Origin of the sequence: Amycolatopsis sp. NPDC051758 (assembly GCF_044453095.1) — a bacterium.
Lineage (GTDB): Bacteria > Actinomycetota > Actinomycetes > Mycobacteriales > Pseudonocardiaceae > Amycolatopsis.
In genome coordinates, this window is record NZ_JBITCJ010000011.1 from 373,611 (window position 1) to 389,039 (window position 15,429).

A 15,429-nucleotide genomic window follows, 5' to 3' on the forward strand; every position below is an offset into this window, starting at 1 on the left:
GATTCTGGACCTGTTCCGGCGTGGCCGCGTGGTGGCGTCGACCACCTTCGGCGGCCCGCGACGCTAGGATCGGCTGTGTTCTCGATCACCGCCATCCACCACTGGCTGGAGCGAGCATGACTGAAGCTTCTGGGGACTCGTACGACCTCGTGATCATCGGCGCGGGCCCGACCGGCCTCTTCGCCGCCTACTACGCCGGGTTCCGCGGCCTCTCCATGGCGGTGGTCGACTCGCTACCCGAGCCCGGTGGCCAGGTGACCGCGATGTACCCCGAGAAGATGATCTACGACGTCGGCGGGTTCGCCGAGGTCCGCGGGCGCGATCTGGTCGACGGCCTGGTGAAGCAGGCCGCACCGTTCAAGCCGAAGTACCTGCTGGGGCGCAAGGCCGAGAAGCTCGAGACCCTCGGGGACGGCGTCGAGCTGACCCTCGACGGTGGTGAGACGCTGCGGGCGCGCGCCGTCCTGATCACCGCGGGCATCGGGGAGTTCACCCCGCGTCCGCTGCCCGCCGGCGACGGCTGGCTCGGCCGCGGCATGGTCCACTTCGTCCCGTCGTTCCAGGCGCACGCGGGGCAGCACGTCGTGATCGTCGGTGGCGGCGACTCCGCGTTCGACTGGGTGCTCGCGCTGCACCCGGTCGCGGCGAGCGTGACGCTCGTGCACCGCCGCGCGAAGTTCCGCGCCGCCGAGTCGATCGTGCGGCAGGCGCGTGAGCTCGGCACCCGGATCATCACCGACGCCGAGGTCACCCGGTTCGTCGAGGACGCGGACGGTGCGCTCGAAGCCGTCGACGTCTCGGTGAAGGGCGGCGAAGACGAGCGGCTGCCGGCCCACGCCGTCGTCGCGGCGCTCGGCTTCACCGCCGACCTCGGGCCGATCGAGAGCTGGGGCCTGGAGATCGACCACCGCGCCATCGCCGTCGACTCGACGATGGCGACCCCGCGCGAACGCATCTACGCGGCGGGCGACGTCGCGGCGTATCCGGGGAAGGTCAAGCTGATCGCGACCGGCTTCGGCGAAGCGGCCACGGCCGTCAACAACATCGCCGTTGCGCTCGACCCGGACGCGCACCTGTTCCCGGGCCACTCCAGCAACGCGGAGTAGGTCAGGCCTTCGTCTTCTCCGCGATCCACGGCGCGTACGCAACAACGGACGTGTAGATCGACGGCGCCGTCGCGCATTCCGGGTTGTTGTTGCCCGGCCGGCTGGTGACGCCGACGAGCAGCCAGTGGTCCCCGTCGCGGACGATCTCCGGGCCGCCGGAGTCGCCGAAGCACGCCCCGGCGTGGCCGCCCGGGTTGTCCGTGCACAGCTCGGCCGTGCCGTCGAACACCGACGTGCACTTCGCGCCCTCGACGATGTGCGTGTCGAGCTGCTGCAACGTGGCCGGGATCTGGCCGCAGTTCAGCTTCGGGCAGGTCTGCCCCCAGCCGAGGATGCGGGTCGCAGTGCCCGGCGAGGCGGCCGTCGCGAGCGCGATCGGCGCCGCCTTGACCGGCGTCGCCAGCCGCAGCAGCGCGATGTCACCCGCCGGGCTCTGCGTGTTGAACGCCGGGTTCACGATGACCTGGGCGAGCTGCGCGACCTCGCCGCCCTGGCCCGAGTCGTTCGTCCCCGCGCGCACCGAAACCGCGGACGGAGCCTTGTCGAACGCGCAGTGCGCGGCGGTGACCACCCAGGTGGGCGCGATCAGCGCGCCGGCGCAGAAGAGCTTGCCCGTCGAGGAGTGCAGCGACACCGCGAACGGGTACGGCTCCGCCGCGTTGGCGCCCCCGACGATGTCGGAATCGGCCGCGGCGGTGCCGGGGACCAGGACGAAGGACAGGACCGTCAGCATGACCAGCAGTCGCCGGGTCACGGATCTCCTCTACGGCAGCGGGGGCACGACGTCGTCGTCGGGCGAGTCCAGGTGGCCGTCGAAGTTGACCGAGGAGTACGCCCGCAGCTTGTTGAGCCGGTGGTAACCGTCGATCATTCTGACGGTCCCGGACTTGGACCGCATCACGATGGACTGCGTCGTCGCGCCGCCTTCGCGGTAGTGGACGCCGCGCAGCAGGTCACCGTCGGTGACGCCGGTGGCGCAGAAGAAGATGTTGTCGCCGCGGACGAGGTCGTCGTTGAGCAGGACGCGGTCGAGGTCGTGCCCGGCCGCGATGGCCTTCTCGCGCTCGGCGTCGTCCTTCGGCCACAGCCGGCCCTGCAGCTCGCCGCCGAGGCACTTCATCGCGCAGGCCGCGATGATGCCCTCGGGGGTGCCGCCGATGCCGATCAGCATGTCGACGCCGGTGGTCGGGCGGGCCGCGGCGATCGCGCCCGCGACGTCGCCGTCGGAGATGAAGCGGATCCGCGCGCCGGCGTCGCGGATCTCCTTGATGATCTGCTCGTGGCGCGGGCGGTCGAGGACGCACACCGTGACGTCGCCGACGCTGCTCTTCTTCGCCTTGGCGACCCGCCGGATGTTCTCCGCGATCGGGGCGCCGAGCTCGACCTTGCCCGCCGCCTCCGGCCCGACGGCCAGCTTCTCCATGTAGAACACCGCGGACGGGTCGAACATCGCGCCGCGCTCGGCGACCGCGAGCACCGCGAGGGCGTTGGGCATGCCCTTGGCCATCAGCGTGGTGCCGTCGACCGGGTCGACCGCGACGTCGCAGTCCGGCCCGTCGCCGTTGCCGACCTCTTCGCCGTTGAACAGCATGGGCGCTTCGTCCTTCTCGCCCTCGCCGATCACCACGACCCCGCGCATCGACACCGTCGACACGAGCTGGCGCATCGCGTCGACGGCCGCGCCGTCCCCGCCGATCTTGTCGCCGCGGCCGACCCAGCGGCCGGCCGCCATCGCGGCGGCCTCGGTCACCCGGACCAGCTCCATCGCGAGGTTGCGGTCGGGCGCTTCACGACGTTGTGGGGCGCTGGGGGTGGTCATGAGGGCCTCCCGGGTGCGGAGTTCGGCGGACGCCCAGTCTCTCAGATACCGCGGGTCGGTCCAGTCGCCCACGGCATGGCAAACGTCACTGGCCGTTGCCGGTTTCGTCCTCGACGGACGCCAGAGCAGCCTCGATGCGTTCCCGCGCGCCTTCGAGGTGCCGCTCACACACCTTCGCGAGCTTTTCGCCCTTCTCCCACAGCGCGAGCGACTGCTCGAGGGACAGGCCGCCGGCTTCGAGCTCGCGGACGACCTCGACGAGGCGGTCTCGGGCCTGCTCGTAGCCGAGTTCCTCGCTGGCTGGTTCACTCACGCTGGACGTTCTCCGACCTTCCGGACTGCGCTGGTGGCGGTGTTCGCACTGTTGGCGCACACTACCGCGCTGGCCATCGCGTGGTCGTACCCGACAAACGCGAGGGCGAACTCCTGGCCGTCACCGTCCGCGATCGCCTCTTCGAGGTTCTCCTGGGCGCCGGCGACCCGTTTCCGGTGCCCGGCGCCGTCGGCGAACCACCAGCGCGAGCCGACCTGCATCGACGTCGCCTCGGACAGCCGCCGCAGCTGCGGGCCCAGCTCACGGCGCACGGCCGTCCCGCAGCCCGCGAGCAGCGCCGTCCAGCACTCGGCGGCGGCCCGGTCGGTGCGCATGGCCTGGTCCAGCAGCGGCCACGCGCCCAGGCGACGGGCCGCGTCCACGGTCAGCGGGAGGAACGTCGCCGCCCTCAGCGTCACGCTTGTTCTCCTTCCGCCACCGCGCCGATCGCGCCGTCAGCCACGCGCACGCGCAGCTGGGCACCGGCCTCGACTTCGGAGACGGAGCGGAGTACCTGGAGGTTGCCTTCGGCGTCGACGAACTGCACGACCGCGTAACCACGGGCGAGCGTCGCGGCCGGGCCGAGCGCGGTGAGCCGGGCCCGCGCGCTCGCGACCTCGGCCTGGTCCTTGGCGAGCAGGGTCAGCATGGCGCGGCGCGCGCGTTCGCGGTGGACGTCGACGTCGTCCTGGCGGCGCTGGACCGGGCCCAGGGGATCGGCCAGCGCCGGGCGGCTGCGGAGCTGCGTGAGCAGCCGCGTCTGGGTGTCGACCCAGCCGTGCAGGGCGCGGCGCCCGCGGTCCCGCATCTGCCGGACCCGCTCGGTCTCCTCGCGGTGGTCCGGCACGATCCGCTTACTGGCGTCGGTCGGCGTCGAGCAGCGCAGGTCGGCGACGTAGTCGAGGAGCGGGGTGTCGGGCTCGTGCCCGATCGCGCTGACCACCGGCGTGCCCGCGGCCGACACCGCGCGGCAGAGCGCCTCGTCGGAGAACGGCAGCAGGTCCTCGACGCTGCCGCCGCCGCGGGCGATGACGATGACGTCGATGTCGGGATCGGCGTCCAGGATGCGCAGCGCGCGCATGACCTGCGGCACCGCCTGCGAGCCCTGGACGGCGGTGTTGATGACCTTGAACCGGACGTGCGGCCACCGGGTCTGGGCGTTGACCAGCACGTCCCGCTCGGCCGCCGACGCGCGGCCGGTGATCAGCCCCACGCCCTTCGGCAGGAACGGGATCGGCCGCTTCCGCTGCGCCGAGAAGAGGCCTTCGGCGGTGAGCAGCTTCTTCAGGCGTTCGATCCGGGCCAGCAGCTCACCGATGCCGACCGCGCGGATCTGGTCGGCACGCAGGCTGATCGTGCCGCGGCCGAAGAAGAACGACGGCTTCGCGTGCACGACGACGCTCGCGCCTTCGCGCAGCGGCGGCTCCATCTCGCGGATCAGCCAGTTCGGGCAGGTCACCGACATCGAGACGTCGGCCGACGGGTCCCGCAGCGTCAGGAACGCGGTCTGCGTGTTCGGCCGCGAGTTGACCTGGGTGACCTGGCCCTCGACCCAGACGGCGCCGAGCCGGTGGACCCAGTCGCCGATCTTGCGCGCGACGGTCCGGACCGGCCACGGTTTTTCGGCGGTGCTCGCCGGCGCTGGTGCGGACTCGGTGCTCACGGGCCTTCCGTGCCGTCGCCGTTTTCTTCGGTCGTGCCGCCGTTTTCTTCGGTCTTGCGGGCGTTGCCGATCCGCCGGGCCAGCATGCCGGTGAACGCCGACCGGTTCTCGTGGCCGCGTTCGTACTCGAGGATCTCCTCGAGCTGCGGGATCGTGAGCCGGCGCAACCGGGCGCGTAGCTGGGGCAATGTCAGCTCGTCGTAGTTCGGCAGCCCGGCGGGGGAGATCTCCGGCACACCCGAGTCGAACTCGCCGTCGGCGTGGTCCTCCGCGAGCGCGCGCTCTTCCTCGGCCCACGGATCGCCGAGCTCCTCTTCGAGTTCAGCTGCTGACGGAACGTGACCGTTGATCTCCGTGATCTCCGAACGGGGCTCGGGCACGGCGGCGACCGGCGCCAGGTTCGGCCGGATGGGCGGCACGTCGGGCTCGATGTCCTCGTCGAAGGTCGCCCAGCTGGGGGTGTCCTCGACCGGGCGCAGGCTCGACAGGGCGTTGTCACCCTTGATCGCCAGCTCGGTGACGTGCTGCTGCACCCGCATGGACGCCTGCAGCACCTGGCTGACCACGGTCACCGGGAGCCCGGCGAGCTGCCGGGGAAGTTCGCGAACCCGCTCGGCGGTGCTGACGGCGAGGCCCGCGGCGACCCGGAGGGGGAGCGGGAATGGCTTCATGCGTCCAGCCTGCCGTATGTACGCCATCCTGCCCAACCGAACGGGTGGGTTCGGGCGCGTTGCGTGACCCCGGGCACAGCACGGTAGGGGGACGAAGCTCACCCGAAAGGGACTTCGAGTTCGTCTCGGGACTGCCCGTACCCTGGGTGCCATGACTTCAGCGAGTCCCGGAATCGAGCCCGCGGGTACCCCCACGATCGCCGGAACCGCTTCCGGCAAGCGAGTCCTGCTCGCCAAGCCCCGTGGTTACTGCGCCGGCGTCGACCGCGCGGTGATCGCCGTCGAGAAGGCCCTCGAGGTTTACGGCGCCCCGGTCTACGTCCGCAAGGAGATCGTCCACAACCGGCACGTCGTCGACACGCTGCGCGAGCGCGGCGCGATCTTCGTCGACGAGACGTCCGAAGTGCCCGAGGGTGCGCTCGTGGTGTTCTCCGCCCACGGCGTCTCGCCGATGGTGCACGCGGAGGCGGCCGACCGGAACCTGCGCACGATCGACGCGACCTGCCCCCTGGTGACGAAGGTGCACAAGGAGGTCAACCGGTTCGCCAAGGACGACTACGACATCCTGCTGATCGGCCACGAAGGCCACGAAGAGGTCGAGGGCACCGCCGGTGAGGCGCCGGACAAGGTGCAGCTGGTCGACAAGGCCGAGGACGTCGACAAGGTCGAGGTGCGCGACCCGTCGAAGGTGATCTGGCTGTCCCAGACGACGCTGTCGGTCGACGAGACGATGGAGCGCGTCGACCAGCTCCGCGAGCGGTTCCCCGGCCTGGCGGACCCGCCCAGCGACGACATCTGTTACGCGACGACCAACCGTCAGGTCGCGGTCAAGGCGATGGCCGCCGAGTGCGACCTGGTGCTGGTGGTCGGGTCGACGAACTCGTCCAACTCGAAGCGCCTGGTCGAGGTGGCGCTGAAGGCGGGCGCCCGGGCGTCGTACCTGGTCGACTTCGCGCACGAGGTCGACGAGGCGTGGCTTTCCGGCGTGACGACGGTCGGTGTGACTTCGGGTGCGTCGGTGCCGGACGAGCTGGTGATGGACCTGCTCGGCTGGCTGGCCGAGCGTGGTTACGGCGACGTCGACGAGGTCACCACGGCGAACGAGAAGATCACCTTCGCGCCGCCCAAGGAGCTGCGCAAGCTCTGAGTTCCGACACAAGAACGGCGGTCACCTCACGCTCGTGAGGTGACCGCCGTTTTGTGAGTCAGCGGTCTTCGTCGTCCCAGGGACGGTTCCGGCGCGGGGGAGCACCCCGACCACCGGACGGCCGCCTCGGCGGCGTGTCCCGGCCGTCTTCCCCCGGCGGACGCGGACGCCGCCGCGGAGCATCACCGCGCGGCTGACGGCGCGGGTCGCCTTCTTCCGGCCGCGGCGCACGACGGCCGGCGGGCGGCGGCTTGCGCGCACCACGATCGCGTTCGGCGGGCGGGGTGCGTGGGGTCCGGCGATCACCGTCAGCCGGCGGACGCGGGCGCCGGGGCGGTTCGCCCTCCCGGCCGCGCCGGCCGCCCGGCGGCACCGGGGTCTGGCCGGTCCGGTTCGAGCCCGGCGGCCGCGGACGACCACCCGCCGACGTCGCAGCCGCCCGCGACGACGGCCTTTCGTCGTCTCCGTCCGTCCGGCGCCGGTCGTCCTTGACCTTCTTCGGCGCGTCCGGGTCACGCTCGCGGAAGATCCGGACGAACCCGATCAGCAGCGTGATGCCGGTGGTGATGGCCATCGTCGGGAAGCCGTTGATCAGCGGGGTGCCGATGTTCAGCGCCTTCGACAGCATGTCGTCACCCTGGGACCCGGAGGTCAGCAGGATCACGCCGGGCACGGTCACGGCCAGCACCAGCGGCGGCATCACCATCGGCCCGAACAGGCCGCGGCGCCGCACCGCGCAGACCGCGATCACGGCCCCGGCGATGTAGCAGACCGTGAAGATCAGCGGGATGTTGCCTTGGCTCGGCTTGCCGACGAGGGCGCCGACGACCGCCAGGCCGAGGCCCACCAGGACGGCCGCCCACCAGGGCAGCCCGCGCCTCGAACCGACGACAGGACGCTCGTCCCACGGCACGGGGACGTCGTCGGCATCTGGATCGCTCTGGCGATCGCGAATCGCGGTCACAGCACAACACCGTATCTCGTGGTTGTGAAGATCTTGCCAGCACCGCCGCCGACGTGGGTGTATCGCCACCCGGCGGCGTGACTCGAGTGGTCCCGCCGGGTGCTCGTGTGCTGTGGTCCAGTCCTTTTAGGTGGTTGTTCCGGGCCTCCTCGGGTGTCGGGGGTGTTGGTGGGTTTTCGCAGGTGGGACGGCTGGCGGTGGGTGGACGTGGGTTTGGTTGTGGTCGCCCGCTGGTGGTCGCGTCGAGATGCCGCTGTGGGTTGCGTCGCTTGCGGCGGTCACCGGCCGTCGCTCGACCAGCTGCTGCCGCACGACTTGACCGGTCGTCGCCGCAGGAGGCTGGGCGCTCGCGCGCGACCGGCCGCCGTCGCGTGGCTGGGCGTGGTCGCACGGTTGGCTGCCGTCTCACGGCTGGCCGCTGCTGTACGACAGCCGCCGCTGCGAGGCCGGCCGTGCCGGACTCGCGCGCCGCCTGCCACGCGCCGCCGCGGTGATGCGCCGTCCGCCGCCGCGCCCCGCCACTGCCACGCCTCGCCTGCCGCCACACGTCACCGGGTGCCGAGGCACGTCGGTCTGCGATCGGCCGCAGCGGGCCCGTCGCCGGCGCGGCCAGAACCCGGCCGTACCCGTCGCGATCGCCGCTCAAGCGACTCGTGGCCGCACCGAATGGTCAGCTCGCCGCCGGCTTGTCCCCTTCCGCGGAGGGAACCGACCGGACTACCCGGCGCCTCGGCCATCGGAGCCGCCGCACGCCACCCGACGCGATCGCCGCTCGAGCGACCCGATCCTCAGCTCGCCGCCAACTCGTCCCCCTTCCGCACCGGAGGAACCGGCGCCGGACTCCCCGATGCCTCGCTGAGCGGGGCCACCGTCGCCCGGAACGTCTCCAGTGCTTCGAGCTCTCGCCGCCGGGCCGAGATGAAGCGCTGGAGGTGGGTGCTCGACAGGTTGAGCGCGTCGACCGCGCCGCCCGCGGCCCGGTGTGCCGCGGCCGCTCCCGTGCGCACCTGCTCTATGTCCGCTTCGAGCGTGCGGTCGCTGGCCGCGAACAGGGCCGCCGATGCCAGCACGCCGAACCCGGTCGGGCCGCACAGGAACACCCGCCGGTCGATGAGCCAGCGCAGCAGCTCCGGGTCGGTGTCCATCGCCGCGACCACGGCGGCGTCGGACGGGACGAACATGATCGTGCCGTAGATCGCGTCCGCCCAGCGCTGATAACCCTTGCCGGCCAGCTCGGCGGCCCGGGAGCGGATCTGCCGGACGTGTGCGCGCAACGCGTCGACCCGCTCGTCCGGGTTGTCCGTCTCCACCGCCTCGGACCAGGTGGCCATGCTCGCCTTCGCGTCGACCGGCACCGTGCGGCCGCCGCCCACCCGCAGCACCATGTCCGGTTTTGCCGCGCCGCCGCCCGCCAGGTCGGTCTGCAGGGTGAAGTGGAGCTCCTCGCGCAGCCCCAACGCCCGCGCAGTCTCGAGCAGCACCTGCTCGCCCAGCTCGCCGCGGCCGCTGATCGAGGCGAACGCGACCTCGTAGCGGCGCAGCGCGAGCTGCTGCTGATCCGCCTTGGCCCGCTCGGCCGCCACCAGCCGGGCCGCCGCGTCCGCCCGGCGCATCCCGTCGTTGTACAGCCGCCACAGCACCGCGACGGCGAACAGCAGCAGGACCGCGAGCACGATCGCCGCGGTGGTCAGCACTGTCGCCACTGGTCTCTCCTCCTTCCGGGCCGCCTGGTTCGGACCGCGGGGACATCATGGCGGACCGCACCGACAAAAACCGCACCCGGCCCGTCGCTCTGGGTAGCTGACCAGGCGATAAAACCCTGCCACGCAGGGCGTGTCCGATCAGCACTCCCGTGTTAGTACACACGTTCGAGTGAGCCGGCGGCGAGTCTTCGCGATTTCGTCGGAGGCGGGTCGTACCTTGGCCCTCGTGAGATTCCTGCACACCTCCGACTGGCACGTCGGCCGCACCTTCCACGGTGCCGACCTGCTCGCGGAACAGGAAGCGGTGCTCGGGCACCTCGCCGACCTCGTGGCCGGCGAGGCGATCGACGCCGTCCTGGTGGCAGGCGACATCTACGACCGCGCGGTGCCGTCGGCCGAGGCCGTGCGGGTGGCCACCGCGGCGGTCGCCCGGATCCGCGCGGCCGGCGCGCAGCTGGTCGTCACACCCGGGAACCACGACTCGGCGCCCCGCCTCGGCGCCTTCGCGGAGTTCGCCGCGGCGGGCGGCCTGCACCTGCGCACCACCGTCGGTGGCCTGGCCGAACCGGTGCTGTTCGAAGACGGCCACGGCCCGGTCGCCGTCTACGGGATCCCTTACCTGGAGCCGGAACCGGCGCGGCACGCGCTGGGCGTGCCGGACGCGCGCGGCCACACCGGCGTGCTCACCGAGGCCATGCGCCGGATCCGCGCGGACCTCGAAACCCGGCCGGGCACCCGGTCCGTCGTGCTGGCGCACGCGTTCGTCACCGGCGGCGAGCCGACCGAATCGGAGCGCACGATCGCGGTCGGCGGGGTCGAGCAGGTGCCCGGCTCGGTCTTCGACGGCGTCGACTACGTCGCGCTCGGCCACCTCCACGGCCCGCAGACGCTCGCCGACCACCTGCGGTACTCCGGCAGCCCGCTGGCGTACTCGTTTTCCGAGGCGCGGCAACGTAAATCCGTCTGGCTGGTCGATCTGGACCAAAGGGGGCTCGGCGAGGCCCGCCGGCACGAACTGCCCGTGCCGCGCAAGCTGGCCACCCTCCGCGGCGAACTCGAAGACCTGCTCGTGGCCCCGGAACACGACACGCTTCTCGACCACTTCCTGTCGGTCACGGTCACCGACCGGGTGCGTCCGGTGGACGCGATGCGGCGGCTGCGCCAACGGTTTCCGTACGCGGTTCACCTCGAGTGGGAGCCCGAAGGCGGGTACGCCGGCGCCCCGCTGCGGTACTCCGACGCCGTGCGCGGCCGGTCGGACATCGAGATCTCGCGCAGCTTCCTCGACGACTGCCGCGGCGCCCCGCCGACCGGGAGCGAGGAGCAGCTCCTGTTCAAGGCCCTGGAAGCGGCCGACCGGGGGGCCCTCGCGAAATGAGGCTGCACAGGCTGGAGGTCGAAGCCTTCGGGCCGTACTGCGCACGCGAAGTGGTCGACTTCGACGTGCTCGGCGCCGACGGTCTCTTCCTCCTGCACGGCGAAACCGGCGCGGGCAAGACAACGCTGCTCGACGCGATCGCGTTTGCGCTGTTCGGCGTGGTCCCGGGCGCCCGCAACGAAGCCAAGCGGCTGCGCTGCGACCTGGCCGAGCGCGACCAGGTCACCGAGGTCGCGCTGGAGCTCACCGTCCAGGGGCACCGGCTGAAGATCGTGCGCAATCCCGAATACCAGCGCCCGAAGCGGCGCGGTGAGGGCACGACCACCCAGCAGGCCAGAGTGTCGCTGAGCTGGGTCGGCACCGCGCCCGCCGGGCTGGCGCCGGAGGGCCTGATCCGGATCGAGGAGGTCGCGCGCACCGTCGAGCGGCTGCTCGGGATGACCGCGGCCCAGTTCTTCCAGGTGGTGCTGCTGCCGCAGGGCGAGTTCGCCCGCTTCCTGCGGTCGGACACCGCCGAGCGCGAGAAGCTGCTGGAGCGGCTGTTCGGCACCGAACGCTTCGCCGACGTCGAACGCTGGTTCGCCGACTTGCGGGCCGAACGCGGCCGGGAGCTGGAAAAGCTGCAGCAATCGGTGCGCGAGCTGCTGGCGCGGTACGCGCAGGAGGCGCAGCAGGATCCGCCCGAGGAAGACGTGGCCGAGTGGGTCGGCAGTGTGCTCGCCGCGTCGGCCGAACGCGTCGGGCAGGTGACGGCCGAGGAGGAGCGGGCCCGGTCGGCCGCCCAGCGCGCGGACGTCTACCTGCAGGAAGAACGTGCGGGCGCCGAGAAGATCCGCCGGGTCCGCACCGCGCACCTGCGGCTGGTCGAGATCACCGAGCAGGCGCCGCAGCGCGCCGAATGGGCTCAGGAAGTTGCCGCCGCGCGGCGCGCGGCCGGGGTGGCCGTGGAGGCCGATCTCCTGGACCGCCGGACCGCGGAACTGACCGAAGCCGAACAGGCCGAGAAGGCGCGTGGTGCGGAGCTGCGCGAGTTCGGCACGCGGGCGACCGGCGACCTGAAGGCGCGGGCGGCCGCGGCGCGCGAAGAGGCCGGCGCGGTGGCAGAACTGGTCGCCGAGGCCGAGCAGCAGGAGCTCGACGTCATGCGGCGGGACGACCGGAAGCTGGCCGCCGTCACGGCCGGGCAGCAGGTCGAGGAGCTGACGGCCGAGCTGGCCGCGATTCCCGGTCAACTGGCCAAACTGCGGGCGGACGCGCTTGCGGCGGCCGAAGCCGAAGCGAAGCTCGACGGCGCCAAGGCGAAAGTCGACGAGCTGAGGGCGGTCGCCCGCGACGCCGCCGAGCTGCCCGAGGCCGAGGCGAAGGTCGGGCGCGGTGAGGCGAAGCTGCGTGAGGTCGTCGACACGCACCAGGCGGCCCGGCAGCGCCGGCTCGACCTGAGGGAGCGGCGGCTCGACGGCATGGCGGCCGAGCTCGCGGCCGCGCTGCCCGACGGTGCGCCGTGTCCGGTCTGCGGTTCGGCCGAGCACCCGGCGCCGGCGACCCGGAACGTCGAACTGGTCGACCCGGCCGAGGAACGCGCCGCCGAAGAAGCCGAGCAAGCGGCGGATGCGGTGCGGCAACGCGTTGTCGTCGCGCTGGAAGAGGCGAAGGCGCGGCTGGCCGGGCTGATCGAACGGCTGGCCGGGCGCACGGCCGAGTCCGTCACGGCCGAGCTGGCCGAGGCCCGGGCCGGCGTCGCGACGCTGACCGAGCAGGCGGCCGGCAAGGCGAAGCTCGGCCAGCAGGTCGTGTTGCTGGAACGGGATCTGGAGCTGCGGACCGAGCGCCGTCGCAAAGCCGAGCAGGAAGTCGCCGAAGCCACAGCCGACGTCCGTGCGCTGGAGGAACGTCTCACCGAGCGCGAACGCCGTTTGGTCGCCGGGCGGGGCGAGTTCGCGGACGTCGGGGCCCGCCGGACACACCTGATCGGGCTGGCCGAGGCCCTGGAAGCGGTCTCCGAAGCCAAGACGGCGGTCGCGGGCGCCCGGGAACGGGTGGCCCAGCAGCGCACGCTGGTCGAAGCGGCCGTCAAGGCGAAGGGGTTCACGTCGCTGAAGAAGGCGCGGGCCGCGATGCTGCCGGACGAGCAGATCGAGAAGCTGGAGCAGGGCATCGCCGAGGCCGAGGCGGCCGCGGCGGGGGCGCGGGCGCTGCTGTCCGAACCGGATCTCTTCGGAATCTCGCCGGACGACGTCGCGGACGTCGGCCGCGCGGCCGACTCGGCCCAGCTGGCGCGGGCTCGCGCCGACTCGGCATACGCGGCGCTGCGCGTGGCCGCGGCCCAGCACGACGAACTGACCCGGCTGTCCGGCCTGCTGCGCAAGGCACTTGCCGGACTCGCGCCGGCCGAAGCGGAGTACGCCGAACTGCGGGCGCTGGCGGAGGTTGTCAACGGGCGCGGGCAGAACAGCCGGAAGATGTCGCTGCGCTCGTACGTGCTGGCGGCGCGCCTGGAGGAAGTGGCGGTCGCCGCCACGCACCGGCTGCGCACGATGAGCCAGGGGCGCTACTCGTTTGTGCACTCGGACGCGGCCGGCGCGCGCGGCACCCGCGGCGGGCTGGGCATCGACGTGCTGGACGACTACTCGGGCACGATCCGCCCGGCGAAGACCCTGTCCGGTGGTGAGTCGTTCCTCGCGTCGCTGGCCCTGGCGCTGGGGCTGGCCGACGTCGTCGCGGGCGAGACCGGCGGCGCGCTGCTGGACACGCTGTTCGTCGACGAGGGCTTCGGCACGCTGGACGCCGAAACCCTGGACGTGGTGATGAACATCCTCGACGAGCTGCGCGCGGGCGGCCGGGTGGTGGGCCTGGTGTCCCACGTCGAAGAGCTGCGGCAGCGCATCCCGACGCGGCTGCGGGTCCGGAAGTCCCGCAGCGGCTCGACCGTGGAGGTGCGCGCCGGCTGAGCACACGGCCAAGATGAAGTCATGACCGACCAGCCGCCCAACGGCCTGCCGCGCTACCGCCTCCTCACCGGCCCGGACGACGCGAAGTTCTGCCACCGGATCAGCGAGGCACTCGAACTCGGCTACCGCCTGCACGGGTCGCCGGCCGCGACGTTCAACGGCGAGCAGGTGATCGTCGCCCAAGCCCTGCTGTGGCAGGGCGAACAGGGCTAGGACAACACGGCCACGCGCCGGAGGTACATCCCGGCGTAGGAGCACCACGGCGTCCAGCTCCGGGCTCGCTCGGGCAGCAGATCCGGCGAGATACCCAGCGCTTCGGCACCACGCCGGACGGCGGTGTCCGCAGTGAGCAAGACGTCCGGGGCGCCGAGGACGCGCATGAGCACGTAGTCCGTCGTCGACGCGGTGATGCCCGGGCACGCCAGCAGGTCGGCGCGCAGCTCGGCCGCGTCCCGGCCGACGTGGACGTCCAGCCTGCCCTCGGCCAGCGCGGCGGCGACCCCGGAGATCGTCTCGCCGCACTCCGCGGTCGCGATCTGTGCGGCGGTCGGGAACAGGCGCGTCACGCCCCACTCGCCCGGCACCTCTTCGCCGAGCGTCGCGGGAACCCGGTCCCCGAGCAGGGCGCGGATCACCAGCTCGTCACCGTCGACGGCGCCCGGGACGCGGATTCCCGGCACGGCCTCGACCACCGGGGCCAGCGCCGGGTCGTCGCTGAGGACCCGGGTGACCGCCGCGGGATCGGCGTCCAGGTCGAGCAGCCGGCGCACCCGGCTGACCGCGCTGCCGAGGTCGCGCAGGTCGGTGAGCAGCAGCTCGCAGCGCACGTGGTCCGGCGCCGGCGTCAGCCGCACGACGCCGGTGCCGTGGGCGAGCCGCAACGTCCGGGCGTACGAGCTCGTCGTGACTTCTTCGACGCCCGGTACCGCGTGGGCAGCGAAGAAGCGAAGCAACCCGAGCGCGTCGAACGGCGGCCTGAACGGCAACCGCAGGCTGAGGCGCGTCCCGCTGACGTCGCCCTGACGGCCACGTCGAGAAGCCGCGAAGGCGCGAAGTTGCGAAGGCGTTGTCGCGAACACTTCGCGGATCGTCTCGTTGAACTGCCGCACGCTGGAGAAGCCCGCCGCGAACGCGACGTCCGTCAGCGGCAGCCCGGACATCTCGATCAGCAGCCGCGCCGAGTGCGCGCGGTGCGCCCGGGCCAGGGCGAGCGGGCCGGCGCCCAGCTCGGCGGTGAGCACCCGGCCGAGCTGGCGCTCCGAGTAGCCGAGCCGCCGCGCGAGGCCCGGCACGCCCTCACGCTCGACGGTCCCGTCCGAGATCAGCCGCATCGCCCGCGCGGCGAGGTCGGCACGCACGTTCCAGTCCGGCGAGCCGGGCACGGCATCGGGCAGGCAGCGGCGGCAGGCGCGGAAGCCGTTGGCCTGCGCGGCCGCCGACGTCGGGTAGAAGCGGACGTTCTGCTCCTTCGGCGTCGACGCCGGGCACGACGGGCGGCAGTAGATGCCGGTGGTGCGGACGGCCATGATGAACTGGCCGTCGAAGCGCGAGTCGCGGGCGGTGACCACGCGGTAGCAGCGCTCGGCGTCCCGCCAGAGGGCGAGCGTTTCGGTGACCATGTCTTCGAGCATGACAGCAGGTCAGCGCGGTCGCTGGCGGAAATCCGACGCTGCGTTGGGGGTGTGGGCCGCGGTCGGGCGAGCCACGTAGACTTCGG

Annotated in this window: 14 protein-coding genes; 5 read left to right on the top strand and 9 right to left on the bottom strand. The window is 72.4% G+C overall.

The genetic code is table 11. The features are described from left to right. Positions 1-116 precede the first annotated feature (116 nt). On the top strand, positions 117-1,106 hold the full coding sequence (locus ACIA5G_RS41725) for an NAD(P)/FAD-dependent oxidoreductase (protein ID WP_395933709.1): 990 nt from the start codon (positions 117-119) through the stop codon (positions 1,104-1,106). A 1-nt stretch (position 1,107) separates the two neighbouring features. Here ACIA5G_RS41725 and ACIA5G_RS41730 read toward each other — a convergent pair whose 3' ends face one another. From ACIA5G_RS41730 to ACIA5G_RS41755, 6 genes are all read right to left on the bottom strand, one after another. Then, positions 1,108-1,860, bottom strand: a complete 753-nt coding sequence (locus tag ACIA5G_RS41730; protein WP_395933711.1) for a S1 family peptidase — start codon at positions 1,858-1,860, stop codon at positions 1,108-1,110. Between the two features lie 9 nt (positions 1,861-1,869). Continuing rightward, positions 1,870-2,925 (bottom strand): class II fructose-bisphosphatase, encoded by a 1,056-nt coding sequence (gene glpX, locus ACIA5G_RS41735; RefSeq protein WP_395933713.1) that lies wholly within the window; start codon positions 2,923-2,925, stop codon positions 1,870-1,872. 85 nt (positions 2,926-3,010) lie between these two features. Next, positions 3,011-3,238 (bottom strand): exodeoxyribonuclease VII small subunit, encoded by a 228-nt coding sequence (locus ACIA5G_RS41740; protein WP_395933715.1) that lies wholly within the window; start codon positions 3,236-3,238, stop codon positions 3,011-3,013. After that, entirely contained in the window at positions 3,235-3,657 is a 423-nt protein-coding gene (locus tag ACIA5G_RS41745; RefSeq protein ID WP_395933717.1) for a hypothetical protein, read from the bottom strand. Before ACIA5G_RS41745 ends, ACIA5G_RS41740 begins: the two co-directional genes overlap by 4 nt. Next, positions 3,654-4,901 carry an exodeoxyribonuclease VII large subunit gene (gene xseA / locus ACIA5G_RS41750; protein WP_395933719.1) on the bottom strand — a complete coding sequence of 416 codons (1,248 nt, stop codon included), beginning with the start codon at positions 4,899-4,901 and terminating at the stop codon, positions 3,654-3,656. Before xseA ends, ACIA5G_RS41745 begins: the two co-directional genes overlap by 4 nt. Continuing rightward, positions 4,898-5,572 (bottom strand): lipid droplet-associated protein, encoded by a 675-nt coding sequence (locus ACIA5G_RS41755; RefSeq protein WP_395933721.1) that lies wholly within the window; start codon positions 5,570-5,572, stop codon positions 4,898-4,900. Before ACIA5G_RS41755 ends, xseA begins: the two co-directional genes overlap by 4 nt. A gap of 151 nt (positions 5,573-5,723) precedes the next feature. Here ACIA5G_RS41755 and ACIA5G_RS41760 point away from each other — a divergent pair, with 151 nt between their 5' ends. Continuing rightward, positions 5,724-6,719 carry a 4-hydroxy-3-methylbut-2-enyl diphosphate reductase gene (locus ACIA5G_RS41760; protein WP_395933723.1) on the top strand — a complete coding sequence of 332 codons (996 nt, stop codon included), beginning with the start codon at positions 5,724-5,726 and terminating at the stop codon, positions 6,717-6,719. Between the two features lie 58 nt (positions 6,720-6,777). Here the strand turns inward: ACIA5G_RS41760 and ACIA5G_RS41765 are convergent, their stop codons facing one another. Continuing rightward, entirely contained in the window at positions 6,778-7,683 is a 906-nt protein-coding gene (locus ACIA5G_RS41765; protein WP_395933725.1) for a DUF6542 domain-containing protein, read from the bottom strand. Between the two features lie 788 nt (positions 7,684-8,471). Further along, positions 8,472-9,386, bottom strand: a complete 915-nt coding sequence (rmuC, locus tag ACIA5G_RS41770) for a DNA recombination protein RmuC (protein WP_395933727.1) — start codon at positions 9,384-9,386, stop codon at positions 8,472-8,474. Between the two features lie 226 nt (positions 9,387-9,612). On the opposite strand from rmuC, the gene ACIA5G_RS41775 reads away from it, so the two are divergent. Genes ACIA5G_RS41775 through ACIA5G_RS41785 form a run of 3 tightly spaced genes read left to right on the top strand, consistent with a single transcriptional unit; the run spans position 9,613 to position 13,925 of the window. Next, positions 9,613-10,764 (top strand): exonuclease SbcCD subunit D, encoded by a 1,152-nt coding sequence (locus ACIA5G_RS41775; RefSeq protein WP_395933729.1) that lies wholly within the window; start codon positions 9,613-9,615, stop codon positions 10,762-10,764. Next, positions 10,761-13,712, top strand: a complete 2,952-nt coding sequence (locus ACIA5G_RS41780; RefSeq protein ID WP_395933731.1) for an AAA family ATPase — start codon at positions 10,761-10,763, stop codon at positions 13,710-13,712. The genes ACIA5G_RS41775 and ACIA5G_RS41780 overlap by 4 nt, the downstream gene beginning before the upstream one ends. Positions 13,713-13,733: 21 nt before the next feature. Further along, entirely contained in the window at positions 13,734-13,925 is a 192-nt protein-coding gene (locus tag ACIA5G_RS41785) for a DUF1737 domain-containing protein (RefSeq protein WP_395933733.1), read from the top strand. Here the strand turns inward: ACIA5G_RS41785 and ACIA5G_RS41790 are convergent. Then, the gene (locus ACIA5G_RS41790; protein ID WP_395933735.1) at positions 13,922-15,343 is read right to left on the bottom strand and encodes a DNA-3-methyladenine glycosylase 2 family protein; all 1,422 of its coding nucleotides are present in this window, start codon (positions 15,341-15,343) and stop codon (positions 13,922-13,924) included. The two genes, ACIA5G_RS41785 and ACIA5G_RS41790, sit on opposite strands and share 4 nt — an antisense overlap. Positions 15,344-15,429: the final 86 nt, after the last annotated feature.

What these genes read in the sequence shown, in the direction of transcription:
- ACIA5G_RS41725 (WP_395933709.1), top strand. Translation starts at nt 117, where the DNA reads ATGACTGAAGCTTCTGGGGACTCGTACGACCTCGTGATCATCGGCGCG.
- glpX (WP_395933713.1), bottom strand. Translation starts at nt 2,925, where the DNA reads ATGACCACCCCCAGCGCCCCACAACGTCGTGAAGCGCCCGACCGCAAC.
- ACIA5G_RS41755 (WP_395933721.1), bottom strand. Translation starts at nt 5,572, where the DNA reads ATGAAGCCATTCCCGCTCCCCCTCCGGGTCGCCGCGGGCCTCGCCGTC.
- ACIA5G_RS41760 (WP_395933723.1), top strand. Translation starts at nt 5,724, where the DNA reads ATGACTTCAGCGAGTCCCGGAATCGAGCCCGCGGGTACCCCCACGATC.
- ACIA5G_RS41780 (WP_395933731.1), top strand. Translation starts at nt 10,761, where the DNA reads ATGAGGCTGCACAGGCTGGAGGTCGAAGCCTTCGGGCCGTACTGCGCA.
- ACIA5G_RS41785 (WP_395933733.1), top strand. Translation starts at nt 13,734, where the DNA reads ATGACCGACCAGCCGCCCAACGGCCTGCCGCGCTACCGCCTCCTCACC.
- ACIA5G_RS41790 (WP_395933735.1), bottom strand. Translation starts at nt 15,343, where the DNA reads ATGCTCGAAGACATGGTCACCGAAACGCTCGCCCTCTGGCGGGACGCC.